Origin of the sequence: Pseudomonas sp. FDAARGOS_380, assembly GCF_002591235.1 — a bacterium.
GTDB lineage: Bacteria > Pseudomonadota > Gammaproteobacteria > Pseudomonadales > Pseudomonadaceae > Aquipseudomonas > Aquipseudomonas salmasensis.
Genome location: NZ_CP023969.1, coordinates 2809705 through 2835789, shown reverse-complemented (window position 1 = coordinate 2835789; position 26085 = coordinate 2809705). Strand labels below are relative to the sequence as shown.

General features: G+C 53.8%; 23 protein-coding genes. 15 read left to right on the top strand and 8 right to left on the bottom strand.

Annotation, left to right across the window (positions count from 1 at the left end):
- Positions 1-95 precede the first annotated feature (95 nt).
- Complete coding sequence (locus tag CRN80_RS13405; RefSeq protein ID WP_016973812.1) at positions 96-482, bottom strand: nuclear transport factor 2 family protein; 387 nt, start codon at positions 480-482, stop codon at positions 96-98.
- 433 nt (positions 483-915) lie between these two features.
- On the opposite strand from CRN80_RS13405, the gene CRN80_RS13400 reads away from it, so the two are divergent.
- Complete coding sequence (locus CRN80_RS13400; protein ID WP_016973813.1) at positions 916-1884, top strand: GlxA family transcriptional regulator; 969 nt, start codon at positions 916-918, stop codon at positions 1882-1884.
- Between the two features lie 296 nt (positions 1885-2180).
- Here the strand turns inward: CRN80_RS13400 and CRN80_RS13395 are convergent, their stop codons facing one another.
- Complete coding sequence (locus tag CRN80_RS13395) at positions 2181-2912, bottom strand: DJ-1/PfpI family protein (protein WP_016973814.1); 732 nt, start codon at positions 2910-2912, stop codon at positions 2181-2183.
- A gap of 68 nt (positions 2913-2980) precedes the next feature.
- Here CRN80_RS13395 and CRN80_RS13390 point away from each other — a divergent pair, with 68 nt between their 5' ends.
- The 6 genes from CRN80_RS13390 to radC all read left to right on the top strand — a co-directional run bounded on the left by CRN80_RS13390 (position 2981) and on the right by radC (position 8595).
- Complete coding sequence (locus CRN80_RS13390; protein ID WP_016973815.1) at positions 2981-3982, top strand: helix-turn-helix domain-containing protein; 1002 nt, start codon at positions 2981-2983, stop codon at positions 3980-3982.
- Positions 3983-4539: 557 nt separating this feature from the next.
- Positions 4540-4869 (top strand): hypothetical protein, encoded by a 330-nt coding sequence (locus CRN80_RS31655; RefSeq protein WP_008436736.1) that lies wholly within the window; start codon positions 4540-4542, stop codon positions 4867-4869.
- Between the two features lie 66 nt (positions 4870-4935).
- A complete protein-coding gene (locus CRN80_RS13380; protein ID WP_016973816.1) occupies positions 4936-5904 on the top strand; it encodes a DUF932 domain-containing protein in 969 nt (322 codons plus the stop codon).
- Positions 5905-6016: 112 nt separating this feature from the next.
- Complete coding sequence (locus CRN80_RS13375) at positions 6017-7021, top strand: YqaJ viral recombinase family protein (RefSeq protein WP_098950335.1); 1005 nt, start codon at positions 6017-6019, stop codon at positions 7019-7021.
- A gap of 106 nt (positions 7022-7127) precedes the next feature.
- Positions 7128-8051, top strand: a complete 924-nt coding sequence (locus tag CRN80_RS13370) for a hydrolase or metal-binding protein (RefSeq protein WP_098950334.1) — start codon at positions 7128-7130, stop codon at positions 8049-8051.
- 46 nt (positions 8052-8097) lie between these two features.
- The gene (radC, locus tag CRN80_RS13365; protein ID WP_016973819.1) at positions 8098-8595 is read left to right on the top strand and encodes a DNA repair protein RadC; all 498 of its coding nucleotides are present in this window, start codon (positions 8098-8100) and stop codon (positions 8593-8595) included.
- Between the two features lie 99 nt (positions 8596-8694).
- Here radC and CRN80_RS13360 read toward each other — a convergent pair whose 3' ends face one another.
- Together CRN80_RS13360 and CRN80_RS13355 are read right to left on the bottom strand one after the other, a co-directional pair.
- The gene (locus CRN80_RS13360; RefSeq protein ID WP_098950333.1) at positions 8695-9351 is read right to left on the bottom strand and encodes an inovirus-type Gp2 protein; all 657 of its coding nucleotides are present in this window, start codon (positions 9349-9351) and stop codon (positions 8695-8697) included.
- Positions 9352-9700: 349 nt separating this feature from the next.
- Positions 9701-9901, bottom strand: a complete 201-nt coding sequence (locus CRN80_RS13355) for an AlpA family transcriptional regulator (protein ID WP_098950332.1) — start codon at positions 9899-9901, stop codon at positions 9701-9703.
- A 321-nt stretch (positions 9902-10222) separates the two neighbouring features.
- On the opposite strand from CRN80_RS13355, the gene CRN80_RS13350 reads away from it, so the two are divergent.
- The 3 genes from CRN80_RS13350 to CRN80_RS13340 all read left to right on the top strand — a co-directional run bounded on the left by CRN80_RS13350 (position 10223) and on the right by CRN80_RS13340 (position 15061).
- Entirely contained in the window at positions 10223-11074 is an 852-nt protein-coding gene (locus CRN80_RS13350) for a hypothetical protein (RefSeq protein WP_098950331.1), read from the top strand.
- A gap of 385 nt (positions 11075-11459) precedes the next feature.
- Entirely contained in the window at positions 11460-13301 is a 1842-nt protein-coding gene (locus CRN80_RS13345) for an ATP-dependent endonuclease (protein WP_098950330.1), read from the top strand.
- Complete coding sequence (locus CRN80_RS13340) at positions 13298-15061, top strand: ATP-dependent helicase (RefSeq protein ID WP_098950329.1); 1764 nt, start codon at positions 13298-13300, stop codon at positions 15059-15061. Before CRN80_RS13345 ends, CRN80_RS13340 begins: the two co-directional genes overlap by 4 nt.
- 706 nt (positions 15062-15767) lie before the next feature.
- Here the strand turns inward: CRN80_RS13340 and CRN80_RS13335 are convergent.
- Together CRN80_RS13335 and CRN80_RS13330 are read right to left on the bottom strand one after the other, a co-directional pair.
- Positions 15768-18470 (bottom strand): DEAD/DEAH box helicase, encoded by a 2703-nt coding sequence (locus CRN80_RS13335; protein WP_098950328.1) that lies wholly within the window; start codon positions 18468-18470, stop codon positions 15768-15770.
- Positions 18471-18473: 3 nt separating this feature from the next.
- The gene (locus CRN80_RS13330; RefSeq protein WP_098950327.1) at positions 18474-20255 is read right to left on the bottom strand and encodes a site-specific DNA-methyltransferase; all 1782 of its coding nucleotides are present in this window, start codon (positions 20253-20255) and stop codon (positions 18474-18476) included.
- A 398-nt stretch (positions 20256-20653) separates the two neighbouring features.
- On the opposite strand from CRN80_RS13330, the gene CRN80_RS13325 reads away from it, so the two are divergent.
- The gene (locus CRN80_RS13325; protein WP_098950326.1) at positions 20654-20971 is read left to right on the top strand and encodes a hypothetical protein; all 318 of its coding nucleotides are present in this window, start codon (positions 20654-20656) and stop codon (positions 20969-20971) included.
- A gap of 152 nt (positions 20972-21123) precedes the next feature.
- Here the strand turns inward: CRN80_RS13325 and CRN80_RS13320 are convergent, their stop codons facing one another.
- Positions 21124-22059: a DMT family transporter gene (locus tag CRN80_RS13320; RefSeq protein ID WP_169918608.1), complete on the bottom strand. Its 936-nt coding sequence runs from the start codon at positions 22057-22059 to the stop codon at positions 21124-21126.
- Positions 22060-22117: 58 nt separating this feature from the next.
- Positions 22118-23041: a hypothetical protein gene (locus tag CRN80_RS13315; protein ID WP_098950324.1), complete on the bottom strand. Its 924-nt coding sequence runs from the start codon at positions 23039-23041 to the stop codon at positions 22118-22120.
- 311 nt (positions 23042-23352) lie between these two features.
- Here CRN80_RS13315 and CRN80_RS13310 point away from each other — a divergent pair, with 311 nt between their 5' ends.
- The 4 genes from CRN80_RS13310 (at position 23353) to CRN80_RS13295 (ending at position 26078) form a co-directional block, all read left to right on the top strand.
- Positions 23353-23871 (top strand): isochorismatase family protein, encoded by a 519-nt coding sequence (locus CRN80_RS13310; protein ID WP_098950323.1) that lies wholly within the window; start codon positions 23353-23355, stop codon positions 23869-23871.
- Between the two features lie 621 nt (positions 23872-24492).
- A complete protein-coding gene (locus CRN80_RS13305) occupies positions 24493-24744 on the top strand; it encodes a DUF6124 family protein (RefSeq protein ID WP_098950322.1) in 252 nt (83 codons plus the stop codon).
- Positions 24745-24872: 128 nt separating this feature from the next.
- Positions 24873-25406 carry a hypothetical protein gene (locus CRN80_RS13300; protein WP_050516280.1) on the top strand — a complete coding sequence of 178 codons (534 nt, stop codon included), beginning with the start codon at positions 24873-24875 and terminating at the stop codon, positions 25404-25406.
- 417 nt (positions 25407-25823) lie between these two features.
- Entirely contained in the window at positions 25824-26078 is a 255-nt protein-coding gene (locus tag CRN80_RS13295; RefSeq protein WP_098950321.1) for a DUF6124 family protein, read from the top strand.
- The last annotated feature ends 7 nt before the right edge of the window (positions 26079-26085 follow it).

Here is a 26085-nt window from a genome sequence, read left to right as displayed (position 1 = left end):
CAGGTTAGCGCGTTCAAGCCTTTTAGCATCGGCTTAGAGGAAGAGGATCTTGCATCTGACGGGCTAAATTTATCCGATGCGGCTCCGTCGCTTGCTTAGGCGTATCGTTGGAATATCTTCGAGATTATTTTCCACTGACCGTCGATCTTGAGCAGCGAAAGAAAGTCGTGGAAGCTCGCGCCCAAAACGTCATTCTCCATGTCCACTCGGACAACTGCAGCCGTGGGTGCGATAGCCAAGATATCCAGGCGACTGCGGGTGTTCGGCGAAGCGCCCAGTGCTTTGAAGAAACTAGCAAATACAGGAACAGCTGGACCTTGAAGCAGCTCATCGCCGGTGTAGCCCCACATTATCGCGTCTTCGTGGAAGGCTTTCTCAATTCCAGCGATGTCCCCAGAGCGATAACCGTCAATATAAGCTTGAGCTGCCTGAATTACATCGTCGTATTCAGTCGTGGCGACTGGTTTTATATGCAAAGTCATGTTGAACCCTCGTAGCTGCCTAGCGAAATGTGCGTGTTTATGGGCCTCGCAGAGTCACGTACCGCGATCACCAAAATGTTTGCTACAACGAGTGCTCCTCCCCTGGCTTGGAGACGATGCATTCATACGTAGCGGGCCCACTCCTGAGTAAGCGTACTCAAGCCGTTGCGTTACAAGCATTGGACTAAAACATTGGTGATTCTTAGTGCTCTACTGCGCCGCCTGCGAACCTGTAAAAGCGAGCATTACAACCGTCGCTCATGGTGTGCGTGTCACCAACTTTACGTAGGAGTATAGGAAACGAAAACGACGTTTATCCCTCACTTTAAGCCAATAAATCTCGCTACTAAAAGCCATGAAGGGCGCCAGGCTCCGTGGTATTACACTAGGGTTCCCGTTAATCTGAGACTTAAAACGCTGGAGCTGAGCTGCGATGTACCGAATTGGATTTTTTGTCTGCCCTGGTCATGATGCCCTCGATCTTGCTGGGCCACTGTCTGCATTCAATCAAGTGGCGACGGCTGTTGGTCATAAGCCGTATGAGCTTCGTGTCGTATCGCACTCCGGAGGATCGGTTATTGGTAATTCAGGCCTTCCGGTCGAAACTACTCCAGTTTGCCAGCACACCTTTGACACCGTGATTTTTGTGGGTGGCGAAGTCGAGCCAATGCTGACAGCAGAGAATCTCGCCGCAGCAAGGCAATTGATCGTCAACGCTTCGCGAGTCGCCAGCGTGTGCACCGGGGCGTTCTTGCTTGCGGAAATCGGGCTGTTGAACGATCGGCGGGCCACGACGCACTGGAATCACACCGCACTACTGCAATCGCGTTTTCCCCGCATCAAGGTTGAGGGGGACAATATTTTTATTGAGGACGGGCACATCTGGACGTCGGCCGGCATCGCTTCCGGGATCGATCTGGCCCTCGCCCTGATTGAGAAAGATATGGGCGTGAATGTAGCGCGCGATGTCTCCAGATTGCTGGTCGTTCCATATCGACGGCCTGGTGGCCAGTCACAGTTTTCCGCGATGTCACAAATGGAGCCAGAGTCAGATCGCATCCGTATTGCGCTGAAATTCGCGAGAGAGCATCTGGCCGAGGAGTTGCCCATTGAGAGACTCGCCGATGCGGCGAGATTGAGCCTGCGACAATTCGGACGAGCGTTCCGCCGAGAGACAGGTGAAACACCAGCTAAAGCAGTGGAACGCTTGCGCGTCGAAGCGGCGTGTTTACGTCTGCAAGAAGGCAGCGAGCCGATCGAGCAGATTGCTCAGGCGGTCGGTTTTACTGACCCAGAACGAATGCGTAGGGCGTTCGTTCGACTGCATGGATATTCACCGCAGTATGTCCGCCGCGAGAATCGGTTGAGTGTTGAGTGCTCGATAATCAATAGCGGTACATAGCGAAGCCGAACTCATCCTGGATGCACCCGCTGACTTATGGCTCTTGAGAATGCTGAATCCATTCATTCAAAAGGAGCCGAAACGTGCGAAGGATTGTAAAGATGGCATTCACGTGGGTGCTTACAAGTGGGCCACTAATGAGCCAACTCTAAACGTAAACCCCCCGTGCGTAGGTACGCGCGGGGCTATGTGCTTGAACTTGACGCCAGCTTAGGAACTGACCCTAGAGCGACCCCGCGGCATGGCGCAGAAATGACTGATCAAGGTTCGCCGAGAACAATGTTACAGAGCAACGATCACGCGGGAGCTAGTTTTGATAACTGCGCTCGACGCTTCATATGCTCATTCGCGACTCTCACAGCCTCGTCAGTTCTCCCCCACAGCCCCTTTATCTGTGCGACGATCTCCGGCCGCGCGGTACGTGGATTCCCCGAGTTCATTGTCGGCTGCGGGTCGTACTCGAGCACAAGCTGAGTAAACTCTGCCGCATCCTGGCCTTTAAGCTCGCCGATGACCTTCAGCGCAAAGTCGATACCTGCCGTTACACCGCCACCTGTGATTCGGTTCCTGTCGACGCATACCCGTTCGTAGCTCGGTTCGATACCCAGTGCGATAAGGGGTTCGTAGAAAGGCCAATAGGTCGCTGCACGGTAGCCCTCCAATAGTCCCGCCATAGCAAGAAGTACAGAGCCTGTGCATACAGCGGTTACATAGGTGGCAGTCTTGCCTGCGCGAGCAATAAAATCGAGCAGCTCCTGGTCCTTCATGATTTCAGGCGTTCCTCCGCCACCTGCGACAAACAGCACGTCCAGGTTATCTGGAACGTCATCAATCGTGATCGTGGGGTTCATGGTGACGCCCATATCCGTGGGAACGGGCTCCAGGGTCTTCCAGATTATGTGGGTTTTGGCATGAAGGCCGAATGCCGTCTGTGGGCCGGCCAAGTCCTGCAGAGTGAAACCAGGAAAAATCACCATGCCAATCTGCAGTTGGCGGCCTTCACTCTCATTGCTCATATCATCAGACATTACCGTCTCCTCTCTTCGTACTTGACTGAAAGAGTATTCCTGCCGGACGCTGCACGTGAGTGGCTTAAATGACATCAAGCGATCGTTTTCTGCCAGTTATTTTGATTGTGAGAGCGGAGGTCGACGCCGTGCATAAAATTGCGGTTCTGGTATTGAATGACGTGGTGCCGTTGGACTTTGGTATCGCTTATCAGGTTTTCGCTTTGGCTTCTCAGGTTGATGGGAGCAAAGCTTACGAGGTGGAGGTGTGCGCACCCGAGCGGACAATTCGGGCCACTGGTTTTGATATGCATGTGCGGTACGGCCTCGACCGTCTTGAGCTGGCCCACACCATTGTCATTCCCGGGTGTGAAGACCCGTTTGGAGAGGTTCCAGAGGCGGTAAGAATTGCTCTTCGCCAGGCACATGCTCGTAGTGCAAGATTAGCGTCAATCTGCACAGGAGTTTTTATCCTTGCCGCGAGCGGTCTTCTAAGCGGAAAGCGCGTCACGACGCATTGGCGCTTCGCCGAGGACTTGGCCAGGCTTTACCCAGAGATAACAGTAGAACCTAATGTTCTATTCGTTGATGAAGGTAGCATCGTGACTTCGGCGGGTGCGTCAGCAGGATTGGATATGTGTTTGCATCTCGTGCGACGCGATTATGGTCAGTCTGTTGCGGCAAATACTGCCCGTCTAGCGGTCGCGCCTCTGTACCGTGATGGTGGTCAGGCCCAGTTTATTCGTCAGGAGCTTCCAGGCTCTCCTACGAGCTTGGCGCCGTTGATCGAATGGATACGGGACAATTTGAACAGTTCGCACACGGTCGATAGTCTTGCGGCTCGCGCCAACATGAGCTCCCGCACCTTCGCTCGGCGATTTCAAGAACAGACTGGTACTACTCCTTTACAGTGGCTTCTGACCGCTCGTATTGATCGAGCGCGTGCATTGCTTGAGGAGAGCGAGATATCGATTGATCAAACGGCATTTCTTTCCGGATTCGGGTCTGCGGTGACCTTCCGGTCGCGGTTCCGAAAAGTCGTTGGCCTCACGCCAACTGAGTACCGTCGTCGTTTCAGCTCAGTAAACTAAAATCCAAATACCCGCAGACCATGGGTTTGGATTTTCAGGACGACCGACACGCTCACATTGATGCGTCAATCGCCAATCCCGCTGGCGATCAATGACAGTACCTCGCTCGGCACATTTTTCGGGGCACAACAAATTCGGGGTGGGAGCGCTGTAGTTTCACTACGGCGAATCAAGAACTTCCCATGGACAAATGCTAGAAAATCATGCCCATATGCCAGCACCTTAGCCTGAGTCTTTACTGTCGTAACGCTGGGCGCTATCAATGGATTTCTGGTCCGAGAGACCCGATAGTCGGTCAGTTGTAGGGCGGGTTTGCCTCATACTCCCTCCTGCTCGAGTGTCGCACTGTTCAACTGCTGATCTTGCCAGGCCGCGCAGGTCAGCCCAGTGCCTTTCCACCGTCCATTCTGTATGACCATTGGCTGTGCGCCCGTGGATAATCAAAAATATTTCAGACCTATATCACCTCTATGAACGCCCGCCTGTATCGACTGCAGTTGGGATTTTGGCGTGCCTGCACTTCGCTTAGCACGCTCATCATTTGAGAGGATCTGCGTATGTATAGCCCTTGCCCAAGTTGTAACTCTGGACGCATCGTCACGAAAAATATTGGGAAACAAGCAGGCGGTTTGATCGGTGCCGCAGGCGGCGCCGCCAGTGGTACAGCTGGCGCTCTGTCCGGCGCCGAAGCTGGAGCTGTTTTAGGTGTCGCCGGAGGCCCAATAGGCATCGCGATCGGGAGCGTCGCTGGGGCGATTTTAGGGGGGTTGTTTGGAGGGGTCGCTGGCGGTATCGCCGGGGCCACGCTCGGTGAACAGATCGATGACAAGGTACTGAATAACTATCAATGCCTAGAGTGCGGTTACAGCTTCAGCGCTAATCGCTAAATCATCGAGTCAGCCCCTGTTTCTCATGCAAACAGGGGCTTCCCCTTTGTCAAAGGACCTATTCCCATGGCTCATCTCATTGAACAAATGGCTTATGTTGGCGCAACTCCCTGGCACGGTCTGGGTAGTCGCCTTTCTCCGAAACAACCCATCGAAATCTGGCAGCGCGAAGCGGGTATGGACTGGAAGATCCAGGACAGCCCGGTGCATTTCAAATCCGATAGCATCGGTGCACTTGGCTCAATTCACACCTTCCCTGACCAGAAGGTTCTCTACCGCTCCGATACTAAGGCCCCGTTGTCCGTGGTTTCTCAGCGCTACCAGGTCGTGCAGCCGCGCGAGGTCTTGGAGTTCTATCGGGACCTCACTGAAGTATCGGGTTACGAGCTGGAAACGGCCGGCGTACTCAAAGGCGGTCGCAAGTTTTGGGCGCTGGCCCGCACTGGCCAAGGAACGACCTTGAAAGGCAACGATCAGGTCAATGGTTATCTCCTGCTGGCCACCTCCTGTGACGGTACCTTGGCTACCACGGCCACACCTACAACTGTGCGGGTAGTTTGCAATAACACGTTGACTATTGCGCTGGACGGTTCGTGCAAAGCGATCAAGGTGCCGCACAGCACGCGCTTCGATCCACAGGCAGTAAAAAAGCAACTCGGTATCGCTGTCTCGCAATGGGACAACTTCATGCACCGGATGCGAATGCTATCTGAACGCAAAGTTCAGTGGCATGAAGCCATGGGATTCTTCATGAACGTGCTGTGTGATGCCAATCCGAACATGCCACTACCGGCAGTACTTCCCAACGAGCGGGCACTACGCAAGGTGCAATGCCTGTATGAAGGTCAGGGTCGCGGGTCAACCCTGGAGTCAGCTCAAGGAACCGCCTGGGGCCTGCTCAACGCCGTGACGGAGTACGTCGACCACGAACGCCGTGCGAGAAGCATCGAGTACCGTATGGACTCTGCCTGGTTCGGGCAAGGAGCACAGCTCAAGCAACGGGCGCTGGAGGCGGCGCTACAACTTGCAGCTTAGGCCTAGTTTTCACTGTCCTCATAAACCCCTTCCCCATTCTGTTCTTCCACTCCCTAAACGCCTGATCAGCTTCGTGCTGGTTGGGCGTTTTTTATGCCTCAAGGAAATGATTATGAGCACTCAATCCCTACTAAATCTCAGAACTAAACCCCGTCCTGCCTTACGCTTGGTCGGCACCAAACAACTGCCGCGTGAGGACTGGTTGACCGTGCGCAAGCAAGGCATCGGCAGTTCGGATGCCGCCGCCGCTGTGGGCCTGAACCCTTATAAATCACAGCTGGAACTCTGGATGGAAAAAACCGGGCGTGACACTTTACTGCCCATGATCGATCCGCAGGATGAGGAAAACCCCGCGTACTGGGGCAACATCCTGGAGCCGATTGTCGCATCCCACTACACCCGGCGCAGCGGTCATCGGGTCCGCCGGGTCAATGCGGTTCTGCAGCATCCTGATCCCAAACTGGCCTGGATGCTGGCCAATATCGACCGTGAGGTTATCGGTGCGTCAGAAGTGCAGATTCTCGAATGCAAAACCGCCGGCATAAACGGCGCACTTCTCTGGAAAGAAGGCGTGCCCGAGTATGTGCAGTTGCAGGTCATTCACCAGTTGGCCGTGACTGGCAAGCAGGCGGCGGATGTGGCGGTACTGCTCGGAGGTCAGCATCTGGAAATTCATCGCATTGAACGCGATGAGTCACTGATAGCTCGGTTGATTGACCTGGAACGGCTCTTCTGGGATTACGTCGTCAGTGACACCCCGCCGCCAGCAGACGGTTCTGCCTCGGCGGAGCAAGCTTTGCGCTGTCTGTATCCGCATGACAATGGACAAATCCTGGATTTTAGCCACGACACACTGCTCTGCACGGCCTTTACCGAACTGCAGAACGTGCGCAAGTCGATTGCTCTGCAGGAGAAGCAGGAAGCTCAGCTCAAGCAAACGTTGCAACAGGCCATGGGCGATGCCAGTCGGGCGACCTTCGCGACCGGCAGCATCACGTGGAAGAAAGCCAAAGACAGCACGGCCCTGGATATCCCCCGCCTGCTGAAAGAAAAACCCCACCTGCAAGTACGCTACTCGACCACAAAAACCGGCAGTCGACGTTTTCTGCTGGCCTGAACGCTCGCTCGCGCTTCCCTTATTCCCATGCCCTTTCTCTCCAACGCCACCCTGGCCGTTTACGCGGTCTCGGTGGCATTTTTATTTCAGATACAGGAGAACTCCCATGCTCAAAGGTTTAGCCATCACTCCGCCGATTTTGGGCCGAATATCCATTGGCAAGCTCGTCGAAAAGAACGGCAAGCGTCTACCGGAAAAGGACGATCAATTCACCCTTACCTCCCAAGTACAGAGCCGTGACGGCTGGCTGCTGCACCCCCTCAATGAGGAGCTGCGTAATGGCCAGGACGGCAAACTGCGCAGCATTCCGATCCGGCTGCTGTTCAACGAGCCGGACCTCAACTTTCGAGCCGACTACAGCCTGTTCGACCGCAACACTGGTCGCCCGCTGTGCGTCGGCAATGGTGAGACCTGCAAGCGTCTGACCAAGGATGGCATTCAGTCGTTGCCCTGCCCTTCCCCGGATGGCTGTTCACTGGCCCAAGGCAGTGCCTGCAAACCTTACGGCCGGCTCAACGTGGTGATTGGCGATGACGATCCACTTGGCAGCTTTGTCTTTCGCACTACCGGCTACAACAGCATCCGCACCCTCGCAGCGCGACTGCATTATCTGCAAGCCATCTCCGGCGATCGACTGGCCTGCTTGCCGCTGGAGTTGCGTCTTCGCGGTAAGTCCACTCGCCAAAGCCACGGTGTACCGATTTTCTACGTAGACATCACGGTACGCAGCGGTCTGGGCATGGAGGATGCCTTACTTGCAGCCAAGCAATTGGAGGAGACCCGTCAAGCCGCAGGCTTTGACCAGAGCGCCTTGGATCAAGCGGCACGGCAGGGTTTTAACAATGGGGCCTTTGAGGACACCGTGGAGGACACAGGTGCCATCGTCGAGGAGTTCTTCCCTGTCATTGAAGATCAGCCCAGCCGTATAGAACTCACCCCCCCTCCACCGGCAGCGCCTGCCAAACCCTCACTTGCCCAGAAGCTGGAATCGCGAGCCTCGCAGCACAAAAGCAGGTCTTCGGTTCAGTAGCCATCAACTCTTCTGCGTTCTTCCCTATTCGCTCAGGAATACCCGAATGAAATATCACAAGCTGATAGCCGGTGAAACAATCGGTACCTATGTCATGGAATCCCCGGTTACCGAGGCTGACATCCTGCAGATGGCACAACAATTGGCAATGAGCCGTCTGTCTAAAGGCCGGGCATTAACGGAGCCAAAGCAGGTTTTTAGCCACCTGCAAACACTGCTGCAGTACCACGAGCACGAGGTCTTTGCGCTACTACTGCTCGACAGCAAACATCGAGTGATTGCCTTCAGGGAGCTATTCAGAGGCACACTGGATGGCGCCAGAGTCTACCCGCGAGAAGTGGTCAAGATTGCGTTGGAGCACAATGCGGCAGCGGTGATTTTGGTACATAACCATCCATCCGGCGACCCTGAACCCAGCCAAGCTGATCGCACGCTAACCCAGGCGCTCAAGAATGCCCTCAGCATGATTGGCACCCAGACGTTGGATCACATCGTTGTAGGTCATGAAGGCTGCGTATCGCTGGCTGAACGAGGTTACCTTTAACTCCAATGTACACACCGTCCGATGGACCGCCTTTGGCATTGCCAGGGTGGTCGTCGGCACGGTGTCCTTCTATTTTTTTGTCGTGATTCAGCGTTGTGCTCAGGTTCTGCTGCACCCGAAACCATGGGAACCATCCCCAAAAACCTTCGTGCTCGACTTACACAGGTAGCTCGCACGATGGAAGAAGGCTGCCTGTCCGGCTATCTCGTCGCGATACAAGTGATAGTAAGGATTTTGTGGAATCTCGACCAATCCCCTGACAGCCTCTACTGATAACCCTAAAGCGCTTGCCCACGCTCCTTCCAAGCGATTAAACATGTTGTCTCTGCCTGATTCGAGCTTACCCAGCGCATTGAATGCATCGTAGTTCAGCAAGATCGCAAAGTGATGATGTGGTCGCGCGTGCTGCCCTTGTTCCCTAGCCCAGACGTAACGCACCTTGGTGTCGTGAGCGTACTTATTCACAAGTTTCGCCATTTGGCGATTGTGCTTGATTTTGGCTTTAAAGGATTCGATGAAGCGGTCAATAACTTCGTTCGTGAAAGCGTAATCGGGCAATTGACTGTTAGCTGGTAGCCGCAGGTCAAACCTGAATGCGAACACACGAGGGTACTGATTAAGCGCTCGAGATACCGTCTGATGAAGACGGTTTAGGTACTCTTGGATGAAAGGCCCCTTATCCACTTGCACGGTCAAGCCTTGATAAGAACCTTCGTAGTGAAGGGTTAAATTCGTGTTGCCTGGATATCTAGCCATGATGGAGCTCCGAGTATTTAGTTTCATATAGTCAGGCCCACTAGTACATTTTTACTTACACCTAAGAATGCAGAGCACAGTACTGCTCTGCTTAGAGTGCCTACATTCCTTCCGACACACCCCTACACCTAATCAGTACAGACAAGCCAAACTCACAATAGAGAAACTGTATAAGCATAGTACCAATACCGAAACTTTCTAACGATACAACACCAGACAAAACACTCGCAAACCCTGTTAAAAAAGATAAATTACAGAGAAACAACAACTCTGGAAAAACACCATGAAGGATAGTTCCTTCATGGTATTAACTAGAACCTATCCAGTGAAAGGCAAACGCAGCAGATCCTCAAGCATCATTCTCCACCAACCGATCCCGCTCTTTAACTTTACTTAGTATCCAATCGTGAACTTCACTTTCCAGCCAACCCACACAACGGTCCCCCAAGGAAATAGGTTTGGGAAATAAATCTCCCGAAATAAACTTGTAAATCGTAGATCTAGCAAGGCCAGTTAGATCCATGACCTCTTTCAACCGAATTATCCTCATGAACGCAGCTCCTGTATTCGTCCAGAGGATTGGCAAGCCCAGTAAAAATTAACGTGCTACAGACTCTACCCCTCACCCAAAGGAAGAACCTGGCGAGGCAACCTTGGCAAAGCAGCACACCTAATGGCAATCAAACGCAAAAATTGCTTGTGAAATGGAGGTTGCTCCACTTCGCCAGATCGCCGCATAAAAAGGCTCATCACCCCAGTAAACACTTAATAACCGTTGCATCCTATCTACTAGAGACACTCTTGATTGACACTTGTACAATGTTAGAGTACACCTACATTCTTACTTAATTTACGCTAGAAGGACTCTATAGTGGCACTACACATCGAAGACGATCTTTCTCAAGTTCTTGGTGAGACGGAATACAGTGAACGCCACGATATATGGCTGTGGTACACACTTTCATTCTTTGAAACCACATTTAATCCAAATGACTACTTTGATACTGGCATGAGAGAAAAAATGGCCAGTTACTTAAAAACTAGACCATGGAGAGTCGGCGAGCTACTGAAAGAAAGACAGAAGCAACTCGTCCACAAGAAAGATATTGAATGGATAATAGAAGACCGTCGTGCAACAGAGTGGGCGACAAGAGAAATACAAATCTCAACCGAACACAGCCAACTTAATTACTACTTTTACCTCTCAGGGAAAGACCTTCCTTTAGCGATCCTCGACGTATGGCAAAAAGATATAACTCAAAAAACAACACTACTAAGACATCTTGAACAGCGATGGAAAAGACACAAAACAAACGACAAAATGTATGCCTGGTTTAAAGGTGACGACCAGAAAAGCCAATTCGCTTGGGACTGGCTAACAAAAAATCTCTTCGCCGCCACACTTGGATTCACACCATTCGAAAAATTCGAAGACCTTTTGATTTTTTTTGACAGGGCGAACTACTCACAAGAACAAAAAGAACTTTATATAGGAAAAATCAAAAAAGGATGGACTCAAAAAAAATACAGAGAAAATCTAAAAGGAAAGGCTCAGTACAACTTTGTTCTTTCAGACAAGGCAATTGAAAGCCTCGAAAAACTGGCAAGCCACCATGAAGTAAGCCGAGCAAGAATTTTAGAAATCTTGATAGAAATGGAGACAGAAAAAAATGACCACATACCAGAACGAATCAGAACTTCACAACTACTTAAAAATTTATGACTAAAAAACAGCACCACTCTTTTAAGTTTATCCATTACTGAAGCGATAACTCTATCTGACGAAAACACTCGACTCATTACTTAGTACTTTGCCTAACGATTTGAGGGAAACGCCCGGCTAGAGCAATACCACCTTTTTTGATCGCCCGTTTGTTTAAGTGCTCTAAGGAGCTATAGATAGCTATGTGCTTCTTTAGCTCTATAAGACTTGGATTACCCAACCTTTCCAGTCTATGCCGAGTTACAGGCATCCCACACTGCGGGTGACAAACGTGATAGAGCGCGCCAGTATGGTGCCACTACGAGAGGTGCGACGCACAACTCAAAAACCGTACGCGGGGATAGCCGTTATCCCCGTTAGCACTCGCAATCTAGGGAAGGGCTATATGCGGCTGAGTCGAATTACGATCAAGAACTTCAGAAATTTCAAGCACCTCGACGTGAACTTGGGACAGCACGCGGTGGTACTGGGCGAGAATAAGGTGGGAAAGACCAATCTGCTCTTCGCCCTACGGATGATCCTGGACCCTACCCTACCTGACTCCGCGCGGCGGCTGCGTCTTGATGATTTCTGGGATGGTCTGCCCAGGCCGCTGAAGGACGATGATGTAATTGAAATCTCAGTTGAGTTCAGCGAATTCGAGGACAGCGTAGAGCTGCTTGCTGTACTTGCCGACCATTTGGTTAACCCCGCACCGATGGTGGCAAAGGTCACGTATCGCTTCCAACCTATTATGGGCATTGATCGCGCCCCTCGCGGCGAGGCGGATTATGAGTTCGTCCTTTTCGGAGGCAATCGCCCTGAGAATTCGGTTGGATACGAGTTGAGACGTTGGATGCCGATGGATCTGTTCCCAGCACTTCGAGACGCTGAGTCAGACCTTGCTCGCTGGACGCGCTCTCCGCTACGGCCGTTACTGGACCGGGCGGCGCAGACCATCGACGAGGATGACCTCCAGGAGATTGCTGACGAAGTACATGCAACGACATCCAGGATTGCAGCCTTGCCCGAACTCGCTGACGTTGTGACGCAGGTCAATGGCCAGCTCACAGAAATGATTGGCGAGATGCATACGATCGAGACGGCTCTAGGCTTTGCCCCAACAGATCCTGAGCGCTTAATCCGTGCACTGCAGATGATGATCGACGGCGGCAAACGAGGCGTAGCGGAGGCAAGTCTCGGCTCCGCCAACGTGCTGTACCTTGCGCTGAAACACTTGGAGCATCAGTACCTAGTGGAAGAAGGGGAGCGGCAACATACGTTCCTGGCGATTGAGGAACCTGAGGCGCACCTACACCCCCATCTGCAGCGCCTGATCTACCGAAACTACCTGAAGGAGCGAGATGAGGATGAGCGCAGTTCAGAGCTGCGCAGCATTCTGCTCACGACCCACTCGCCGAACGTCGCGAGCGTCGCTCCACTCTCAAACGTGGTCGTTTTACAAAGCATCCGTAAGGAAGGACATACCGTTGCAAGATCACTTGCGGGAATCAAACTCAAGGTCGCTGACCGGGAGGATCTGGAGCGATACCTGGACGTCACACGCGGTGAACTATTCTTCTCGAAAGGCGTAATTCTTGTAGAGGGTGATGCGGAAAAATTCCTCCTTCCAACCATGGCACGTCTTTACGACAAGTCGTTCGATTTTGATGCCATGGGCATAACTGTTTGTTCAATCGCCGGAACCAATTTTGCGCCCTATGTGAAGCTGCTGGCCCCCGAAGGACTCGATATTCCGTTCGCTATACTTACTGACTTTGACCCCAAAGGCTCGGAGGTAAGCCAAGAAGACGACGACCCGGAAGCCAAACATATAAGTGATAGTTACGGGAAAAGCCGCGTGATAAACCAAATCATGCGGGCTTTGCTTCCCCCAAAGACTTGGGACGATCTCACAGGAAATAATTTGCTAAAGCTTGCGCCGTCGCGTGGAGTCTTCCTAAACGAATTTACTTTTGAGGTCGATGTCTTCAACGCCGGCGCCGAGGAGCACTTCCAGAAGACTGCCAAAGGGCTATCGGCTAACAAGAAGATGCACGCACGCTTCAAAGCTTTGGCTGAAGACCCTGATTCTTTGGACGAAAAGCTATTTCTCAAAGACATTGACTCCATCGGCAAGGGGAGATTTGCCCAACGGCTAGCTTCCACGCTGCGAGCCGCAGACGACGATGTGTGCCCTACCTACATTAAAGATGCTTTGGAGTACATGAGGGAGAAGCTGCGATGAGTGCTGCTAGACCCGAGTATCTGGCTGCTGCTGACGACCTACGCGGCAATGATGACCAATGGGCGGCCTACGAGTCGGCAGGTAACTGCGTCATTCTGGCTGGCCCCGGCAGCGGTAAGACCAAAACCATTACAGTGAAAATCGCCAGACTGCTTGCAGAGACGGTGCATCGACCACACCGCATCGCATGCATAACGTACAGCAATGCCTGTGCGTCTGAGTTGAGATCAAGGTTGAACAAGCTCGCAGTTGAGGATGGCAATCGCATTCTCATCTCCACGGTGCACTCATTCTGTCTGACAGAGCTCGTACTGCCGTACTCGAACTTGGCAGGTGTGGCAGTGCCAGAGCCATTGGCAGTAGCGACACCTGCCGAAGCCACTCGGATTTTCAACACGGCATACGCCTCGTTACATAGGGGATATCCGAAGAGCTACGTCCGTATGGCGTGTGACAAGTTACGACGGACGATTCCAGATCGTAACTCGGCCGAGTGGAAAGCATGGTCTTCATACGAAACGCAAATTGTCGAAGCCTATGAAGATCTGCTCTTGGCGAAAGGGCAGATCGATTTCGACGGTATTGTGCTTGCTGGACTAGAGTTGGTTGAGAAGCACGAATGGGTGCGCCGTGCAATACGGGCAAAATATCCAGTTGTGGTGATAGACGAGTATCAAGACCTTGGCCTACCGCTGCACCGCATTGTTCGAGCCTTTCTGGATGCGAACGTTCGGATCATCGCTGTAGGTGATCCGGATCAGTCGATCTATGGATTTACCGGTGCCAACCCCGCTTTGCTAAAGGCCCTGGCGCAAGACGCGCGTATTGAGCCGGTCACCCTGAGGCTGAATTATCGCTGCGCCGATCGCATCATCACAGCATCAAGGTCGCTTTTTCCCGACCGCGCGGATTTCCAGTCTCACGATGACCGACAAGGAGAGATTATTATTCACAGGCTTGAACGCGACCTCGCCGGTCAGGCGAAATATGCGCTCGAAACGCTCGTGGCAGCTCTGCTCGACGCAAATGACACCTGGTCCCCAGGTGACATTGCCTTGCTTTATCCGAGCAAGGTTGAAGGTACTGAGATCGCCAAGGCAGCTGATCGCCTACAAATGCGGTACTTCCGCCTAGACAGTGGATCACCGATCAAACGCACACGCTTAACCGAGTGGCTCACCGAGGCCGCGCGATGGTGTGCCGGCGGCTGGGAAACCGGTGAGGTACAGCTTTCCCATTTGCTCAAAGCTTGGCGGCGCTTGCAACGGGGCGGAAACACTGAGACTCAGCTACACCAGTCTCGCAAACACCTGATCTCAGCTCTCTTCGCGTTAAGAGATGGCGCTTTGTCGCTTCATGAATGGCTAACCTCCTTAGCTACGGCCGTTCTGAACGACATGCTTCACGGCGAGCCAGGCCTGAGCGACGAGATCGATAACCTTAAAGATCTTATTGAAGCTGCCGCTGATGGCGGGGAGCTTGAAGACTTCACTGTCCAGATTTTTGGTAATCAGGGAAAGAGCCCGGATCAAATTAACCTTATGACGCTTCACAGCTCAAAAGGGTTAGAGTTTCAGGCAGTGATCATGCTTGGGCTGGAAGAAGGCGTGGTCCCAAGCAAATACGTTAAGACGCCCGAAGCATATGAGGAGGCCGCGCGCCTGTTTTATGTGGGTGTTACCCGCGCCAAGGCGCAGGTACATTTAGCGTTCGATAGGGTCGAGTCTCCCTTTATCACCACAATCCGAACGGCGACCTAAATGCGCTGAGGATTGCCTGATCCTAGGGAGCACATACGCGATGACAATCAGGCACCTGCTGACTCGCCAGAGCGAATGAAGACATGAACAAGCGTCAGCAATTGCTTTCAAAAGCCGTTGGTTGCGCTCAAAAGCGAAATCCGAATTACAGCTATGGAATCGGGCATTTGTCGAGGTAAAGGCGGGAATCTAAGGACATTCGCAGTTGGTATTCCAAAAGGTATTCCAATAGAAAATAAAACCGTAAATAATCTTTTATAATCAGCAGGTTAAAAGATCTGTTCAGATTACCCCGGCACCAAAACAACGAAAAAAGACGTCTTTGGACGTCTTTTTTTGTGTCTGGAATTCAGTGAATACGGTATGAAAAATAAATCAGTCCCCCTTTTCCTTTGGTCGCCTTAGCAATAGACCTGTTCGGCTGCTTGCTAAAGTGGATCAGATCTCTCATCACTGCGCAGCACTGAGCTATAGCCTTCCACACCCGCCCAGCATGTATAAACTAGCATGAGCAGTCCTTGGCTGCTCATGCTGGTATTCTCGTCCTTTTTCTTTGATTAAAAATTTTCTTGAACGCTAGTCAGACAAACGCTCTGCAGGAATTTTTCAGACGCTGCAGAGGTTTTTGCGACGTGCCCCCAAGGCAATAAGAGTAAGGCTACTCATCGCCAATAAGCGCTGCGAAGTTGGGGGGTCAACCCGATCCTCACTTCAAATACTCCTCAATCCATTCCCAACACTTATCCTTGACCATCACAAAGCGACAGGTGCCTTCCGATAAGTTGGCCCACAAGCCTCCGATCAAGCGGTCGTCCTCTGCGTTGCTCCAGCGATCTGCGCCCTTGTACTCCACGATGAGAATCGGTCCCGAGCAGCCTTCAACGTCAGGTAGCTGACACAGGAAATCTGGATAGAAACGCCCATCCGCTTTCTGCAGGAAGAAAGAGCTGCCTTCACGCCTTACGAGGTTACGCACCCAAAATTTGATGCGCCCCTGCTGAGCCCAGGTGTCTAGCTTGCAGGCGCATTCGAACTCCTCCTTGCTGTCAAAGTCCCCGATGCGCCCGTAGAAATGCTTTCGGAAATCGAAATGTCCGAAACGCCAGTCATAGTCACGGCTTGGCGCATATGCCTGCGCATGGAACTCGAATGCATACTGGTCGGTTACTGCAACGCGTGCGGCTGCGTCGTCACCAAATAGCGCTTGCTGGAAAGCCTGGCCGACCGCCCGTTTACGCAGTTCGCGGATTCGAGCCTCCACCTGATTGCGGATCAGAAATTTCTGCAAGTTGACACGGGCCAGGCTAAATCCATCGCGTATCATCAGCTCTTGCAGCCAAGCGGCAACGAACGCCTGCTTGCTCGAATGGGTCAGCGATGGCTCGGGCAGATTCCGACACAGCCAGGCGGCCAGGCGCACCTCGTCCCAGTTTTCAGGCTGATAAATGAGGCCAAGATCGCGCTGCAGCTCCGGCAGAAAGCGCGATATCAGCTTGCCGCTGCCATCGATATCAATTTCTCCGCCTTCAGCCACCTGCAGTGCGGCGCCGAGCGCTGACAGGTCGCCCGCTGTAGGTGCTGCGTCGTAGGGCGAAAGCTCCCACGGATACTCCAGAACTTCGGGGTCATCGAAGAGATGCAGTTCACCCTGCACGCGCAGAGCAAGCTGAGGTACCCGGAGACGCTCGCCCATTTCGGCAGGCGTTAGGAAATATTCGATGGCGGTCGTGCGGCTGACTTCAGCCGCTTGCTCAATGGCCTGAGTGGCGGACTCAGATTCGACCGAAGCCTTTAACGCGTCGGTCTCGTCTTCCGTGAGCGGCGTAGTGATGGTCAGCGTATTGAGCTTTCCGTCCCAGCTCACCTTGTCACGCACCGGCTTCGGTACACTTTTCAGATTCGGCTTTTCTGCAAGCGTGACCACCACAGGATGAACCACCACACGCCCGGCATGCCCCTCTAGATCCAATCGCGACTGTTCAGCCTTGGCGGCAATGACGAACTCATTTACATCGCGCCGTTCAAAGCCGGCGCCAGCCACCAAACGATCACGCAAGGCTCCCGCCGTCTCGGCAAAATTGCGCGACACCACGAAGGCATAAGACTGGTTTAGCGGCCTAGCTTGCCGATGACTGGCATTGGGCTGACGCAACACGCGGCCCAGCAGCTGCTCGACGGCGGTAGCGGAAGAAAGGGAAGCCATGCTGACCAGAATATAAGCGAAGGGGCAGTCCCAGCCCTCGGCCAACGCTTTCTGCGTAATAACGAATTTCACCGGACAGTCCGGATCAGCGATCCCGCGCTTGTAGTCGGCGTCGATCTGCTCTAGTCCTTTTTCTTCGCCCGTCGCCACCACAATCTGTTCTTCAGGAATGCCGTGATTGGTGATCAGCTCCTGGCGGACCTTATCGAAATCCAGTGTTTCGACACCCGCACGACGAGGCTCCGACTGAATGAGTACGAGGGGTCTTAAATAGGGCGCACCGGCCCGTCTCTCATCATCGGCCAGCTTGTGCAATGCATCGCGACGGCCGATAGCATCGGCCAGGCACTGTTGCCAGTTGGGCTCGGTTTCCAGCACCACCGGCAGCTTGATCATCTCCTCCGCCTTCAATTCGGCGGCAGAAACGCTATGCAGTACATTGCTGGGCGTGCGCTCCAGATCCGGCGTTGCCGTCAGCTCAAGCACGCCGCTGGGGCGAAAGCGCGCCAACATGTCGAAGGCCAGCTCAGTGCGGCTGTTGTGCGCCTCATCGACGACAACAAAGGGGCGACGCAGGCGCAGTACGTTTGCCAGCGAATACGGTGTCGTGCGCTCCGTCCCTTCGCCATCGCTCAGCAGCTCTTCGCGCTGCGCGTGAGAAAGGTTATCGAAGTGGTGCATCAGGGCGCCGCTGCTCTGATACACCTTGCGGCATTCTTCTTCCTCTACTTGGAAGGCCTGGCGAGTGGCGACGATCACCGTGGTGGAGGTGTCCAGCGTGGCGCGGGTCACGCTCTTGGCCTCGTCCAGATCCATCACTGTGACCGGTCCGGTCTCGCGCAGTGCGACGTTGTAGGGGTGGCTCCCTTCTTTCAGCGCCTTGATCGTTTGCTCACGGATCGGCCTACTGGGCACTAGCCATAGAATCACGCTGTGCTCGCAACGAAGCAGGTGGGTGTTGACCAGCGCCACGCTCTTGGCCGCCAGCCAGGTCTTCCCACCGCCGGTGGGCACCCGCAGGCAGAAATACGGCATATCGCTCGGGAAGCCCGACAGCGGATTGTATGGGTTGCCTTTGCCCCACAATCGCTCGGTAGTTGTGAAAAAGGCCGTCGAGGGCGAGGCCAGCTCGTGACAAGCCTTAAAATAGCACTCGACACTATCGAGCACTTGCTGCTGGTAAATTTTAGGAACGAATCCGCTCATCTCTCACACCTCCAGCGCGTAAGGGGTTTGCTTGAAGGTGATGCCCTCGCGGGCAGCACGGCTACCAAGGCGATTGGCGGTGGCGTAAATCACTTTGGAACCGGCAAACTTAGGCAGTATGTCGAGCACCGGACCGGTCAACACATTGCCGCCGGCCACCGACTTGTCCTTGAGAATGCCGTTGTACAGCAGGTAAATGGCGCGGCCTTCATGTAAGCCCAGCAGTGGGCTGTCGGCCGTACCGGTAAAACCCGTGCCGGTTTCAGCGAACCAAACGAATTCGGCCAGCTGCGCGAAGGTCACGTCACTGCGTATTTGGCCATCGGCGTTGAAGAGAGGGTGCTCACTTAGGCGGCAGTATTGAAAACCGCTGCCTAAACCTGGCATGTCCTCTTCAACATCAAGCTCGCCAGTGACAACCAACTCTCCGTCCTTTACTTCTTTTTTTATCCTGGTGAACCGCTGCTTCTCAGCTTCCTCGATCAAAGAAACTTTTTCGAGTATTTTGCTAGCATTTCGGAAGCTACTGAAAGTCACTCTCTCCCGTAACAACTCGTCACGAGACGTACCTACAAATGAATATCCAGACACAACCTTAGACACTCTCTTTGATGTGACCTGTTCCGCTACTTGTTTCTCGACCTCGATGAGTATGAATTTTCTGGACCCTCCATCCCGGGCATTTTGCTTCAAAACAGCATGTGCCGTTGAGCCGGAGCCAGAAAACGAATCCATGACAATAGAATCCTTATCAGTCGCCACCTGAATTATTCGCTGAATAAGCTGCCAAGGCTTCGGCGTATTGAACAGCTCTAACTCTTGCTCACCAAGAATATCGCGCAACTCAGTTTTTGCGCCGGAGTTAGTCCCAGCGAAGCGGTGCTCCCACCATGTTGATGGAACAACTCCTTCTTTCGCCTCGTCAAGAAACTTCTTGATTCGCGGGCTGTTATTTTTGGACTTACCCCACCAGACTCTATTATCCCTATCTAATTCCCAAAGCTTTTCTTCGCTCATTCGCCAATATGTGCCGCGCGGCGGGCCTTTTATTACGTTCCCGCCCGGACAAGTTATGGAATACAGCCCTTTACTGTAATAATTCCTCGACTGCAGAGCATTACTGGTCCACTCACCGCGCTCGTCATTATCGGAATTAGAATAACTTTCTTCCGCAGAGGTGCTTCGAGGCGAAAGATTACGCACCCACTTATCTTTTTTCTTAGCGTACACAATGACGTAGTCGTGCATTTCAGAGAAATGCTTGGCACTATTCTTAATGGTGAAAATTTTTTGCCAGACAATAGTTGCCACAAAATTATTCGATCCAAAGACCTCATCCATGAGAACTCGAAAAGGTCCGATTTCATTATCATCTAACGATATAAAAATTGCGCCATCATCCCGTAGAAACTGCCTTAACATGACGAGTCTTGGATACATCATGCTCAGCCAGCGGTCATGGCGATCTAAGGTTTCACCTTCCTTACCTACGATATCGCCTAGCCACTTGCGTATCTCGGGGCTATTAACATTATCGTTGTACATCCAGCGCTCGTTGCCGGTGTTGTAAGGCGGGTCGATATATATGCATCTTACCTGCCCGGCATAGCGTGGCAGCAGAGCCTTGAGCGCGTGAAGGTTGTCACCTTGCACGATGAGATTACCGCTGTCCTTACCGTGATTGTCGCCACAGGAAAGTTCTGCCACCGGCTCCAGCAGGCGGAAAGGGACATCCTTGTGATGCTTGACAACGGCTTCCTTGCCGATCCAGTTCAATGTGGGCATTTAGCCTTCCTTTATTGCATGCGCGATAAAAGTGGCCTTTATCGCAACTAAGCCCGCCGCCATGATATACCCATGGCGATCTAAATAGGGTTCGTGAGCAAACTGCCATGGCTCGCCGAAAGAAGCGGCAAACTAACAGATTGACGGTAGCCCGGCGAGCCTGAAAAGCTGGTCGTCGTTTACTACCGCTCGCCATGAGCCCAGCCAGGCGAGGGGAGGCGGCCCTTGCGGGCTTCGCCAAGGAGGAGAGTCAGCCAGCGTGCATAGGCCCAGTCATCCCCCTCACTGGCGCGAAAAAGCTCCGGGAACTGGCGCACGGCTGCGCCATCGCCTGTGCCGTACCCACCTAACGGCGGTAACTATCGCGGGCCTAAGCCCCGACAAACGAGGAAACGCTCATGGACGCTTCCGCACTGCAATCACTCAAGCTCGGGATTATTTCAGCCACCGGCCTCTCAAGGGATGCCTTGCATATCTATGTAGGTCTGGCATTGCTGGTTGCTGCCAGCTGCATCACTCGAAAAACCCTGGGTTCCTTCAGCTGCTGGCTGGTCGTGTTAGCGGGGGCGAGCCTCATCGAGCTGTTCGATCTTATGGATGATAAGGCGAGCTTGGGATACTGGCGGTGGGCCGCGAGTCTCCATGACATCGCCAATACACTGTTCTGGCCAACGGTTTTGTGGGTGGCCTATCGTTTCAGGTTGATTAAGTTCTGATCAGCGCTGTAGTTCGCCTACGTAAGGCCAAAAAAGAGTAAGCCTATTCAAATTACCCCGACCCACCACTTCAACAGAACAGGACGTCCTTGAACGTCTTTTTTGTGCCTGGAAATCTGCTATTCGTCATACCTACCCGCCATCTCAATCAGTCAAACCTGCACCTTCACCCCCTCGCGATCCCCCTGAGCCATCACCCTCACCGCAATCGAAGCACCGGCCAACAGCCCAACAATCCCCAGAACCTCAAGACCGGTAGGCAAGCGCTGCTCGGCGATCAGCCCAAAGGCGACTGCGAATATGGTTTCCACTGAAATAAGCTGCCCGGACAGGGCCATCGGTAGCCGTTGGCTGGCAAAATTCCAGGCCCATGCGCCGCCAACGGAGGCAACACAGGCCAGCGCCGCTGCGGCAGCCAGCACCGGCAGGGTGTTGCCCAAGTGCAGGTCCAAATGCGGATAGGTGTACAGGTCCAATACGAGCCCGAACGGCACGAACACGACCACGCTCAGACCGGCGCCGACCATCATCAGGCCGGTCCAAAGGCCCGCGTGTACCTTGGGGATTTTCGCCAGCATCTTCTGGTTGAGTATGCTGAACATCAGCCAGGTCAGCACCGCACCCACGGCGTAGCTGACCGCGACCAGGTAGGAGGTCAGGTCATTGTCTAAAACACCGACCAAGGTGCCATAGTTTGCCGCGACCAACCCGCAAACCGCCAGGATGATTGGGACAGCGAGGCTGCTCCAGGTGGTGGTGCGCTCGATCATATTGCCCGCGACCGCAATGATGACCGGTGTAGCGCTCAGGAATGCCGGTGCGATGATAGCGCCGCCATTGAGCACGCTGCCCATGATGCAACCGATATACACCGCATAGCCAAGCACGCCCAGCAGCCCGGCGTTGAGGATTGAGCGCCTGCTTAAAGCAGGGTCGCCAGGCCAATAGATACGCAGCATCACCAGCCCGATGCAGCCGGATACGATGAACCGCAGGGTAATGAAGTCAATCAGACCGAACGCGCCCATCATGTAGGGCGATAGAAAATTAAGCGCCCAGCTGAAGGTGGCAAATACCGCAGCTGCCACCCCCAGCGCGTAGGATCTGGACATTAGCGCTCCTCTGCAGGCGACCGTTGCGGGGGCATCAGATGACAGGTCCACAATACGTGGAAGTGCGAATTTCCTCGCCGTCATTGATGTCGATAAATTGCGAGCCATAGGCGGTCTGGGTCGGCCTGCCCCAGTTGACCCCCATTCCTACGCCGCCACCGCTTTCAGACTCGCCTTCGAACATCGTTTTGTCCAATCGTGAACGCCAATCGAGAAAACGCATGGTCACCGCCAGTCGAGTCGCGAGCGGGCCTGGCAAGAGCGGTTCAGAGCGGTGCCACATCGATTTGGTGAACAGCAGTACGTCGCCCAATGCAAAATCGTCCTGGGTTTTATACGCTTCAAACAGGTCTGTGAGCAGGCTGGGGGTTTGGAACACAGCTCTCAAATGCGCGGAAAAATCCTCCACGGCAACGCCGGCAACCATTCGTTTGGAAAGCAGGCTTGCCATCTGGAAATTCGCCTTCGCGGAGTAGATGTCTTCGGCTAAATAAGCCATGCCCCCGCCTTGGCCTGAATTGTCGATAGGATCCAACGGGATCCACACGCTGAAGGCTGCGTCCTGAGGGCGGATGTACCTGAAACTCAGGGAATCGTAGTGCCAGGCAAAACCCTCTTTATGCGGGGTAAGCTCGAAACTCTGGGACTCGGTCATGATCAGCGGATGCCCGATTAACGTCACCAAGGCCGTCCTGAAAGCGATCGAGGAATAGATGTTCTTCACCGCATCGGTTGTCCCCAGATCGTAGGTCAACCGGCTGAAGGAGTCCCCATAGGCAGACTTCGACTCCCGTGCAGAGATCACTTTCGAACGGGCCGCCTGCTTCAAGGATTGAATGGCGTGCTCAGATAATAAGCCTTTGAGTTTGATAAACCCCTGGCGACGAAATGCTTCGATTTCGTCGCTGCTGAGCGAGAGGTGGTTAACAAGAGACAGGTCCTTTTCCTGGGATTGCATCAGCGTGGCCTCCTTTATGCCAGCGTTTGAACTCAAGCATGCAATAGGTGGGCGCTGGTAACTTGAACTCATACGACTGTTTTGCGCACTGAGGCGACATTGGACGGTGTGTTGCCAGCCGGCGGCGATATTGCTAGTGTCAGCTCATGAGTACCTATTGCCTCACCTCGACAACCACCACCACGACCGCTGAAAGCGGAGCGTGCGAGGTGTCGTGAGCCAATAACCAACGAACTTCAAAGGCCCGCCAGCGATGGACAGGGCCTTTTTTATGCCTTGTGTCGCTGGTTCACACGCAAGGAGAGGCACCCATGTACGCCCTGTTGATACTGGATATCCAAGTCGGACTCATCCACGGCCCGGAAAAACCCTGGCACTGCGACGAGCTGTTGGAAACGCTCAACACCCTGATGGACAAGGCCCGCAGCGCAGGCGCGCCGATTTTTCTCGCGCGTCACATCGGCCCCGCTGGCTCGCCAATCGAATCGGGCAGCCCGCTTACGCTGATTGCACAGGAACTGAAGTTGCTGGGTGGGGAAGTGGTGTTCGAAAAGCGTCGGCCTAACGCTTTTGCGATGACTGACCTGGCTGACAATCTGCGCGCTTGCGGCGCCACCGGCGTGGTAGTCACTGGGATGAAAACGCAATACTGCGTCGACAGCACCTGCCGCGCCGCGCGTGATCTTGGCTTCGAGGCGGTGCTTATCGCCGACGGTCATACCTGTTCTGATACGCCCTTGATGAAAGCCGAGGCCATCGTGGCTCATCACAATGCCACGCTCAATGGGCCGTTCTGCCAGTTGGTTCAGGCTGAGGACTGGAGCTTTTAGCAGAGGTTTCCGGAGGAAAGAAAGTCGCCAGAGCAGTGCTTCGGAATTTTCCCGCAATATGGCGCGCTGTTGGTGAACTGGTCAAACTTACCTATCGCGAATAACCTGCGACTGTTGCCGCTATGGCAGCGTCAAGCTCGACGATAGCCCCATCTCGTCCTGGACGCTCAGGCAGCGACTGAACAAAACCCTCTACCAGCTCAGTACAGCGCGCAGGCAATTGTTAGAACCTGCCCAGCAGTCCTGAGCTTTTTTTCGCCTGGCAAAAACACACCAGTAATAATCATGAATCCAGGCTGAACCCCGCAGGGCCGAGCTTCGGAATTTTCCCGCAAGTTGCCGCGCTGTTGGTGAACTGGTGCAATCCACTTCACAACGCTAACTTCTCTGCGTCGCTGATGATCAGCGACCGGCTTTGACAGGCCGAAAAGTGTAACCTTTCACACCCCGTGATAAGACGGCATGCTTACGCATTCCGCTCCGTTCATGGCGGCTGTACGTGGGGCATCTTCGGGTGCGCCGGGTTCCTACACTTCCGGTCTGTCAACCCGCGTACAGCTGCCACCTATTCTGTTTGACAGCAGGGGGAGGCAGCTCCTTGAACAGTGTAGGAGCTTCATCGTGAAAAAAATCACTCCCAATCCCCCCACCGCCAGCCTCTTCACACTCTCTCCAGACATTCCCTGCGAAACCCTCCTGATCCAAGCCAGCGAAACCCTCGCCTCTCTCAACGCCATGACCACCGACCTGGCCTTCGAACTGGAAGGCGCCAACCGTCACAAGCTGTTAGCCGCTCAGCAACTCACCGTGCTGGGTGAGCTGTTGGTTGAGCGGGTGCTGGTGCTCACCCAAGACAGGCAAACCTTCCAGTAACCAAAAGGCCGAGGCGCGTTCAGCGGCTCGGCCTTTTTCTGTCATGCGTCTCAGACATCCAAGCGCATCACTGCCATCATTTCCCCCGCCGCGGCCCTCAAAGCATTGATGACAAGGACGAACTCCCATTGAACAAAAACGCCTACGCCTTCGTAATACCGGTCGCCATTGGCATGCTGGTGTCCATGGCGCTGGTGCTGGCCTGGGTATTCGTTATCTGGCCGTCTGTGCACTTCAAGCCGTTGGCCGAGAAGATCTGCCTGATCGCCTCGCCGGTGCTGGCAATTGTGCTGATGCTCTATGTGTGGCGCGTCAGGAAAACCGAATGGCTGCGTAAAAAGCCCCTGGACCGATTGAGAATTTTTCTCGGTACGTTCATCGCAAGTGCCGTGGCCATGATCTCCCTGCTAGCAGTGGTCATCCTTCTTACAAGTGCGACGCTCAGCACCTACACAACCCAGTACGAATACACAACAGGCGGCAGCCGTAGTTGCTCGGGCATCCTGGTGTTCGATACGGAAGTGAACAAGCAGATCAAGATCTGTCATGTGGGCGGTAGCGGTGATCAGGGCTGGGCGACGGTGGAAAAGCGCAGCGGGCCCTTGGGAATTGTGGTGACGAACGCAACACCTGCGCTCAATATTTCCCCATCCGTTCACTAAAGGCACCAACACCGGGGCGGTGCGGGCCGTTCTGCCAGTTGGTTCAAGCTAAGGACTGGAGCTTTTAACAGAGCCTGACGACGGGGGAGGTCAACGGGGCCGGGCTTCGGAATTTTCCTGCAAGTTGCCGAGCTGTCGGTGAACTAGCGCACTCAGCCCAACAAGCCTAGCCTTCCCCCTGTCGCTGCAAAATCAGCGACCGGGTTTAGCAGCTCGGTTAATATCAAGGCCTGCAAAGCCACCATCCGTTCGAGCGATGCATTCAGCATCCGCTGGTTCGTATCATGGCGGCTGTGCGTGGGGCACTTTCGGGTGCGCCGGGTTCCTTGATTCCTGGTCTGCTAACCCGCGTACGGTCGCCACCCTTTTCGTTTAGCAGCGATGTCTGGCGACTCCATCAATCAAGGAGTTTGAGCCATGAAAAAAATCACCCCCAATCCCCCAACCACCCTCTTCACCCTCGCTGAAAACATCCACCCCGAAACCCTGCTAATCCAAGCCAGCGAAACCCTCGCCGCCCTCAACGCCATGACCACCGACTTGGCTTTCGAACTTGAAGGCGCGCACCGCCACAAGTTGCTGGGCGCCCAACAATTGATCGTTCTGGGTGAGCTACTGGTAGAACGAGTCCTGAACACCCAACCATTCACTACCCAGACGCCACAGCCCTAAAACACGA

Excerpts from the sequence above, each read along its gene's own strand:
- CRN80_RS13405 (WP_016973812.1), bottom strand. The coding sequence starts at position 482 with ATGACTTTGCATATAAAACCAGTCGCCACGACTGAATACGACGATGTA.
- CRN80_RS13400 (WP_016973813.1), top strand. The coding sequence starts at position 916 with ATGTACCGAATTGGATTTTTTGTCTGCCCTGGTCATGATGCCCTCGAT.
- CRN80_RS13395 (WP_016973814.1), bottom strand. The coding sequence starts at position 2,912 with ATGTCTGATGATATGAGCAATGAGAGTGAAGGCCGCCAACTGCAGATT.
- CRN80_RS13390 (WP_016973815.1), top strand. The coding sequence starts at position 2,981 with ATGACATCAAGCGATCGTTTTCTGCCAGTTATTTTGATTGTGAGAGCG.
- CRN80_RS31655 (WP_008436736.1), top strand. The coding sequence starts at position 4,540 with ATGTATAGCCCTTGCCCAAGTTGTAACTCTGGACGCATCGTCACGAAA.
- CRN80_RS13380 (WP_016973816.1), top strand. The coding sequence starts at position 4,936 with ATGGCTCATCTCATTGAACAAATGGCTTATGTTGGCGCAACTCCCTGG.
- CRN80_RS13375 (WP_098950335.1), top strand. The coding sequence starts at position 6,017 with ATGAGCACTCAATCCCTACTAAATCTCAGAACTAAACCCCGTCCTGCC.
- CRN80_RS13370 (WP_098950334.1), top strand. The coding sequence starts at position 7,128 with ATGCTCAAAGGTTTAGCCATCACTCCGCCGATTTTGGGCCGAATATCC.
- radC (WP_016973819.1), top strand. The coding sequence starts at position 8,098 with ATGAAATATCACAAGCTGATAGCCGGTGAAACAATCGGTACCTATGTC.
- CRN80_RS13360 (WP_098950333.1), bottom strand. The coding sequence starts at position 9,351 with ATGGCTAGATATCCAGGCAACACGAATTTAACCCTTCACTACGAAGGT.
- CRN80_RS13355 (WP_098950332.1), bottom strand. The coding sequence starts at position 9,901 with ATGAGGATAATTCGGTTGAAAGAGGTCATGGATCTAACTGGCCTTGCT.
- CRN80_RS13345 (WP_098950330.1), top strand. The coding sequence starts at position 11,460 with ATGCGGCTGAGTCGAATTACGATCAAGAACTTCAGAAATTTCAAGCAC.
- CRN80_RS13340 (WP_098950329.1), top strand. The coding sequence starts at position 13,298 with ATGAGTGCTGCTAGACCCGAGTATCTGGCTGCTGCTGACGACCTACGC.
- CRN80_RS13335 (WP_098950328.1), bottom strand. The coding sequence starts at position 18,470 with ATGAGCGGATTCGTTCCTAAAATTTACCAGCAGCAAGTGCTCGATAGT.
- CRN80_RS13330 (WP_098950327.1), bottom strand. The coding sequence starts at position 20,255 with ATGCCCACATTGAACTGGATCGGCAAGGAAGCCGTTGTCAAGCATCAC.
- CRN80_RS13325 (WP_098950326.1), top strand. The coding sequence starts at position 20,654 with ATGGACGCTTCCGCACTGCAATCACTCAAGCTCGGGATTATTTCAGCC.
- CRN80_RS13315 (WP_098950324.1), bottom strand. The coding sequence starts at position 23,041 with ATGCAATCCCAGGAAAAGGACCTGTCTCTTGTTAACCACCTCTCGCTC.
- CRN80_RS13310 (WP_098950323.1), top strand. The coding sequence starts at position 23,353 with ATGTACGCCCTGTTGATACTGGATATCCAAGTCGGACTCATCCACGGC.
- CRN80_RS13295 (WP_098950321.1), top strand. The coding sequence starts at position 25,824 with ATGAAAAAAATCACCCCCAATCCCCCAACCACCCTCTTCACCCTCGCT.